This window comes from Streptomyces sudanensis, assembly GCF_023614315.1.
GTDB classification, from domain to species: Bacteria; Actinomycetota; Actinomycetes; order Streptomycetales; family Streptomycetaceae; genus Streptomyces; species Streptomyces sudanensis.
Window position 1 is genome coordinate 3,381,617 of sequence record NZ_CP095474.1, and the last position, 5,796, is coordinate 3,387,412.

Sequence of the window (5,796 nt, forward strand, 5' to 3'; positions counted from 1 at the left end):
GNGNNCCNTACGANNTTNATGNGNCGTCTGGCGGGGTGCCCGACGGGTGGGGNCGNCCCGCCCGGCGGGGCGCGCGGCCGGTCGGGGAGGTGACGGCGGGCGCGGTCGGTGACGGGGTGGCAGGAACTCCCGCCCACGGACGCGGACGCCGTCCGCCCGGCCGTTCGGAACCACTCGTTCGGCGTCATCCGCCGAAGACACGCCCGCGAGTCCCCGCGAACCGGCCGTCCAGGTGTGATCATCGGTAAAACTTGGCGCGGGAGCGGCGAGTGAAGCGGGAGTCGGCCGCGATCTCTCGTACAGTTTCCGCCGTGGGATCTCTGCGCAATCCGGTCGGGCCGCTTCCCTCCTCCATCTACTGGCGGCGGAGGGCGGTCGTCGCGGCCGTGGTCGCGCTGCTCGTCGCACTGGTCGTGTGGTTCGTCGGCTCCGGCGGCGACGGACCCGAGCGGGGCAGCGACGGCGCCAACGCCGGCTCGCCCGCCCCGTCCATCACGCCGGGCCCCTCGCCCTCGGGTCCCGCCATCGGCACACAGCCCGGCGGCCGGGACGAGTCCGGCGGCTCCGGCGGCTCGTCCGGCACGGGCGGTTCCGGTATCGGCGGCTCCGGCACGGGCGGCTCCGGCACGGGCGGTTCCGGTCCCGGCGCCGGCGGGGGCGGTTCCGCCACCGGCGGGGGGCCGGGCGCGGGTACGGGCGCGGGCACCGGCTCCGGTACGGGCGGCCACGGCGGCGCACCGGGCTCCGACCAGCAGGTCCCGGCCGACTCGCCGCTGCCGAACTGCCCGGCGAGCGCGCTGCAGTTGACGCTCCGCAGCACGAAGGTCTCGTACGCCCCCGACGAGAAGCCGGAGTTCCGGCTGACCGCGCGGAACACCTCGGCGACCGGGTGCAAGACCGACCTGGGCCCGGCCACCGCGGTCCTGACGATCAGCGACGAGGGCGGGGACGAGATCTGGTCGTCCAAGGACTGCCCCAGGGGGTCCGGCAGCGTGTACGTCGCCGTACCGGCCGGAGGCACCGCCACCCACACGATCGAGTGGGACCGCCGTCACAGCGCGCCCCGCTGCGCCACGCCCCCCGTGAAGGCCGCGGGACCGGGCACCTACCTGGCGGAGGCCACCGTGCCGGGCGTCAAGGGCGTGCTGCGGTCGGCGATCACGCTGGCGAAGGACTGAGGAACCGGACGGCCGGACGGCGGGGGCCGAGGCCCCCTCGCGTCAGACGTACCGTTCGAGGATCGACGACTCGGCGAGCCGCGACAGGCCCTCCCGGACGCTGCGGGCACGCGCCTCGCCGACGCCGTCGACGGCCTGCAGGTCGTCCACGCTCGCCGCGAGCAGCTTCTGCAGCCCGCCGAAGTGCTCCACGAGCCGCTCGATGATCGCGCCCGGCAGGCGCGGCACCTTCGCCAGCAGCCGGTAGCCGCGCGGCGACACCGCCGAGTCCAGCGTCTCCGGCGAACCGCTGTAGCCGAGCGCGCGGGCCACCGTCGGCAGCTCCAGCAGCTCGGCGTGGGACAGCGCGTCCAGCTCCGTCAGCGCCTCCGCGACCGTACGGGACCGCTTCGCGGTCGGCTCGGGCACGTAGTCCCGCACCACCAGCTCCCGTTCCGGCTCCACGCCCGCGATCAGCTCGTCCAGCTGGAGCGCGAGGAGGCGGCCGTCCGTACCGAGCTCGACGACGTACTCCGCGATCTCGGTGGCGATCCGGCGGACCATCTCCAGGCGCTGCGCCACCGCCGTCACGTCCCGGACCGTCACCAGGTCCTCGATCTCCAGCGCGGAGAGCGTCCCGGCCACCTCGTCGAGGCGCAGCTTGTACCGCTCCAGCGTGGCGAGGGCCTGGTTGGCGCGGGAGAGGATCGCGGCGGACTCCTCCAGGACGCGGCGCTCGCCGTCCACGTACAGGGCGATCAGGCGCATCGACTGCGACACGGAGATCACCGGGAAGCCGCACTGCTTGGACACCCGGTCCGCCGTGCGGTGCCGCGTGCCGGTCTCCTCGGTCGGGATCGAGGCGTCGGGGACCAGCTGGACGCCGGCGCGGAGGATCTTGGTGCTGTCCTTGTCGAGGATGAGGGCGCCGTCGAGCTTGCACAGCTCGCGCAGGCGGGTCGCGGTGAACTCGACGTCCAGCACGAAACCGCCGGTGCACATCGACTCGACGGTCCTGTCCATGCCGAGGACGATCAGACCGCCCGTGTTGCCGCGGAGGATGCGCTCCAGTCCGTCCCGCAGCGCCGTGCCGGGGGCGACCGCGCTGAGGGACGCGCGCATCAGCGCTTCGTTGCCGGAGCCTCCGCCCGACTTTCCGGGTGTTGCCCGGTCGTTGGCTGCCACTGCACTCCTCCGGCTCGTACGGGTGGGCGAGACCAGCCCAAAGTCTAGCGACCCCCGCCGCGCCGGTGGCTCCGCCGACGGATCCCCGNCCCGCCGACCGGCCCNGNNCGGGCCNGNCNNNCNGNNNCCCATCTNNNGTTGCCGACGAAGGTGCCCGCGNNNGCGGGTGCGGGGGAGGACCTGGAGGGCCTCGCCCATGTCCGCGACCTCCCGCACCCGCATCCCCGCGGGCACCTTCCCCGGGTCGCCCGGCACCAGCGCGTGCGTGAAGCCCAGCCGGTGCGCCTCCGCGAGCCGCCGCTGCACGCCCGTCACCCGCCGCACCTCCCCGGCGAGACCCACCTCGCCGATCGCCACGAGGTTCTTCGGCAGCGGCGTGTCGGACGCCGCCGACGCGAGCGCCAGCGCTATCGCCAGGTCCGCCGCGGGCTCCGACAGCCGGACGCCGCCCACCGTCGCGCTGTAGATGTCGCGCTTGCCGAGCGCGCTGATCCGCCCCCGCTGCTCCAGCACCGCCAGCATCATCGACACGCGGGACGTCTCCAGGCCCGACGTGGTGCGCCGCGGCGACGGGATCTGGGAGTCGACCGTCAGCGCCTGCACCTCCGCGACCAGCGGCCGCCGCCCCTCCAGCGTCACCGTCAGGCACGTGCCCGGCACGGGCTCGGCGCGCCGCGTCAGGAACAGCCCGCTGGGGTCGGCCAGACCCGTGATGCCCTCGTCGTGCAGCTCGAAGCAGCCCACCTCGTCGGTCGCCCCGTACCGGTTCTTCACGCCCCGCACGAGCCGCAGCCGCGCGTGCCGGTCGCCCTCGAAGTGCAGCACCACGTCCACCAGGTGCTCCAGCAGCCGGGGGCCCGCGATGGCGCCGTCCTTCGTGACGTGGCCGACCAGCAGCGTGGCCATGCCCCGCTCCTTGGACGCCCGGATCAGCGCCCCGGCCACCTCCCGCACCTGCGCCATGCCGCCGGGCGCCCCGTCGATCTCCGGGGACGCGACCGTCTGGACGGAGTCCAGGACCAGCAGCGAGGGCTTCACCGCGTCCAGGTGGCCGAGCACCGCCGACAGGTCCGTCTCCGCCGCCAGGTACAGGTGGTCGTGGAGCGCGCCGATCCGGTCGGCCCGCAGCCGCACCTGGCTCGCCGACTCCTCGCCCGTCACGTACAGCGTCGGGTGCTCCGCGCTCGCCGCCTTCGCCGCGACGTCCAGCAGCAGCGTCGACTTGCCGACGCCGGGCTCGCCCGCGAGCAGGACGACCGCGCCGGGCACGAGCCCCCCGCCCAGCACCCGGTCCAGCTCGTCCACGCCGGTCGCGCGGGCCGTGGCCTGCCGCCCGTCGACCTGGCCGATCGGCAGCGCCGCCGTCGACACCCGGCCGGCCGCCGTCGTCCGGACGGCGGGCGCGCCGCCGTACTCCTCGACCGTCCCCCACGCCTGGCACTCGGGGCAGCGGCCGAGCCACTTGGCGGTCGTCCAGCCGCACTCGGTGCAGCGGTAGGACGGCCGGTCCTTGGCGGATTTCGTACGGGCAGCCATGCGACACACCGTAGCCGCCGCCACTGACACCGGTGCCGGCACCCGGGCTCCGGCGGCCGTGGCCCCGCCGCCGCCCGGTGTCCCGCCGGGCCGCTCCCGCACCGCTCCGCCCGGCCGCCGGGACCCGGCCGCCGGGACCGCGGGCACGCCCTCCGCCCGGCCGNCCCNCGCNCTCCCGGGAGTCCTCCGCCGGAGGAGTGCCGGGCCGCGAGCGGACCCCGCCGCCCCGCGCGGGCCCGCGGCCTCCCGGGAGGCGGGGCGCCCGCCGGGGCGGGCAGGGCGGACGCCTCGGCGCGGGCGGGCGGGTCCGCCTGCCCCGCCGAGGCGCACGTTCACCCGTAAGGCTTAAAAGTGCCGGAGCGCCACGAGGGGCGCGTCCGGGGCTGTCTACGGTCGCCGGATGACGAGCAGCAGGTTGGAGCACCCAACGGACACCACCGGGGCACCCCGGGAGCGGCGCCGTGCGCCCCGGGGCGTGCGGGAGGTCGCACAGCGCCCGCCCATCCGCTACGAGCCGTACCTCGACGGCCTGTTCACCTACTGCCTCTCCATGCTGCGCGACCACGACGCGGCCACCGCCGCCCTCGGCGAGGCCCTGGCCGTCGCGGAGCGCCGGCACGGGCGCTGCCCCGCCGACCCGCCGCTCCGCAAGGCGTGGCTGTACGCGCTCGCCCGCTGGGCCTGCCTGCGCGCACCGGCCCGGCGGCGGCGCTCCCGGTCCGGCGCGCACCCCCGGCGCCCCGCCTCCGAGGGGCCCTCCCGCGCCTCCCGGGAGGCCGCCGGGCGGCGCCGCGGCGGCCTCGACCTCCTCGCCTGGCCGGAGGCGGCCGGCACCACCCCGGAGCAGCGCGAGGCCCTGGAGCTCGCGGTACGGCACCGGCTGGACGCGGACCAGGTCGCCGCCGTCCTCGGCACGGCCCCGCGGGCCGCCCGCGAACTGCTGTCCGCCGCCGCGTGCGAGGTGGAGCGCACCCGCGCCGCCCTCGCCGTCGCCGGGACCGGCGCCTGCCCCGCCGTCACCCGGCTCACCGGCGGCCGCCCCGTACCGCTCTCCGCGGAGCTGCGCCGGGACCTGGTCCGGCACGTCGACGACTGCCCGGTGTGCCGCCGCACCGCCGAGCGCGTCGAGGCGGCGGGTCCCTGGCCGGGCTCCACGGCCACCCCCGCCAGGCTCCCGCTCGTGCCGGCGCCCCGGCCGACGGCGTGCGCCGCGATGCGGCACGCCCCCCGTTTACGCCCCGCCGGCCCGCGTTTCGGGCGGGACGGCTTCCCCCTCGGCCCCGCGGGCCGCGCCGCGCGCCGCGACCGGATGCGCGCCCGCGTCCTGACCACCACCGTCGTCGCCGCCGTCGTGGCGGCGCCCGCCTTCGCGCTGTGGGCCGCGTACCGGGGCGACGCGGAGGCCGTCCGGGGCCGCGGCGAGCGGGCCTCCAGCACCTCCGACGCGGTCGGCGCGCGGGGCGACGGCGGCTCCCGCGCGAACACCGCCGGCCCCGGCACCCGGGCCCGCGCGCCCCATCCGGGCCGGGACGTCCCGGTCGAACCGGCCGGCGGCCCGGTCCCCCCGTCGGCGCTCCCGAGCCGCCCGGGCGCCGGCCGCGTCGCGGTCGCGGCACGCACCCGCGGCGACACCACCCTGCTGACGCTCACCGCGTCCACAGGCGGCCCCGTCGGCTGGTCCCTGCGGACGGACGCGCCCTGGCTCCTCGCCGACCGCACGTCCGGCACGCTGGGACCCGGCCGCTCGGTCACGGTGCGCGTCTTCCCCGACCGGGCCCGCGAACCGCGCGGGCCGTGGAGCGCCCGCATCCGCGTCACCCCGTCCGACGCGGTCGTCACCCTCACCGNNCNCGGCCNCGGGCCNGNNCNNNANNGTCNGNNAAAAAAAAACCACACTTGTCCAGAACACCCATCCCCC

Annotated in this window: 3 protein-coding genes and 1 pseudogene; 2 read left to right on the forward strand and 2 right to left on the reverse strand. The window is 77.3% G+C overall.

Annotated features, from left to right (window positions below):
- Nucleotides 1-311 precede the first annotated feature (311 nt).
- Nucleotides 312-1,178, forward strand: a complete 867-nt coding sequence (locus MW084_RS15790; protein ID WP_078572105.1) for a hypothetical protein — start codon at nt 312-314, stop codon at nt 1,176-1,178.
- A gap of 42 nt (nt 1,179-1,220) precedes the next feature.
- Here MW084_RS15790 and disA read toward each other — a convergent pair whose 3' ends face one another.
- Both disA and radA read right to left on the reverse strand, forming a co-directional pair.
- Nucleotides 1,221-2,342, reverse strand: coding sequence for a DNA integrity scanning diadenylate cyclase DisA (gene disA, locus MW084_RS15795; RefSeq protein ID WP_029553864.1), 1,122 nt, complete (start codon nt 2,340-2,342; stop codon nt 1,221-1,223).
- Between the two features lie 162 nt (nt 2,343-2,504).
- Nucleotides 2,505-3,878, reverse strand: a pseudogene (radA, locus tag MW084_RS15800) (DNA repair protein RadA); the annotation flags it as partial.
- A gap of 400 nt (nt 3,879-4,278) precedes the next feature.
- Here radA and MW084_RS15805 point away from each other — a divergent pair.
- Nucleotides 4,279-5,725 (forward strand): sigma-70 RNA polymerase sigma factor region 4 domain-containing protein (locus MW084_RS15805; protein ID WP_275563645.1); only part of this gene is annotated, 1,447 nt, incomplete at its 3' end.
- Between the last annotated feature and the right edge of the window lie 71 nt (nt 5,726-5,796).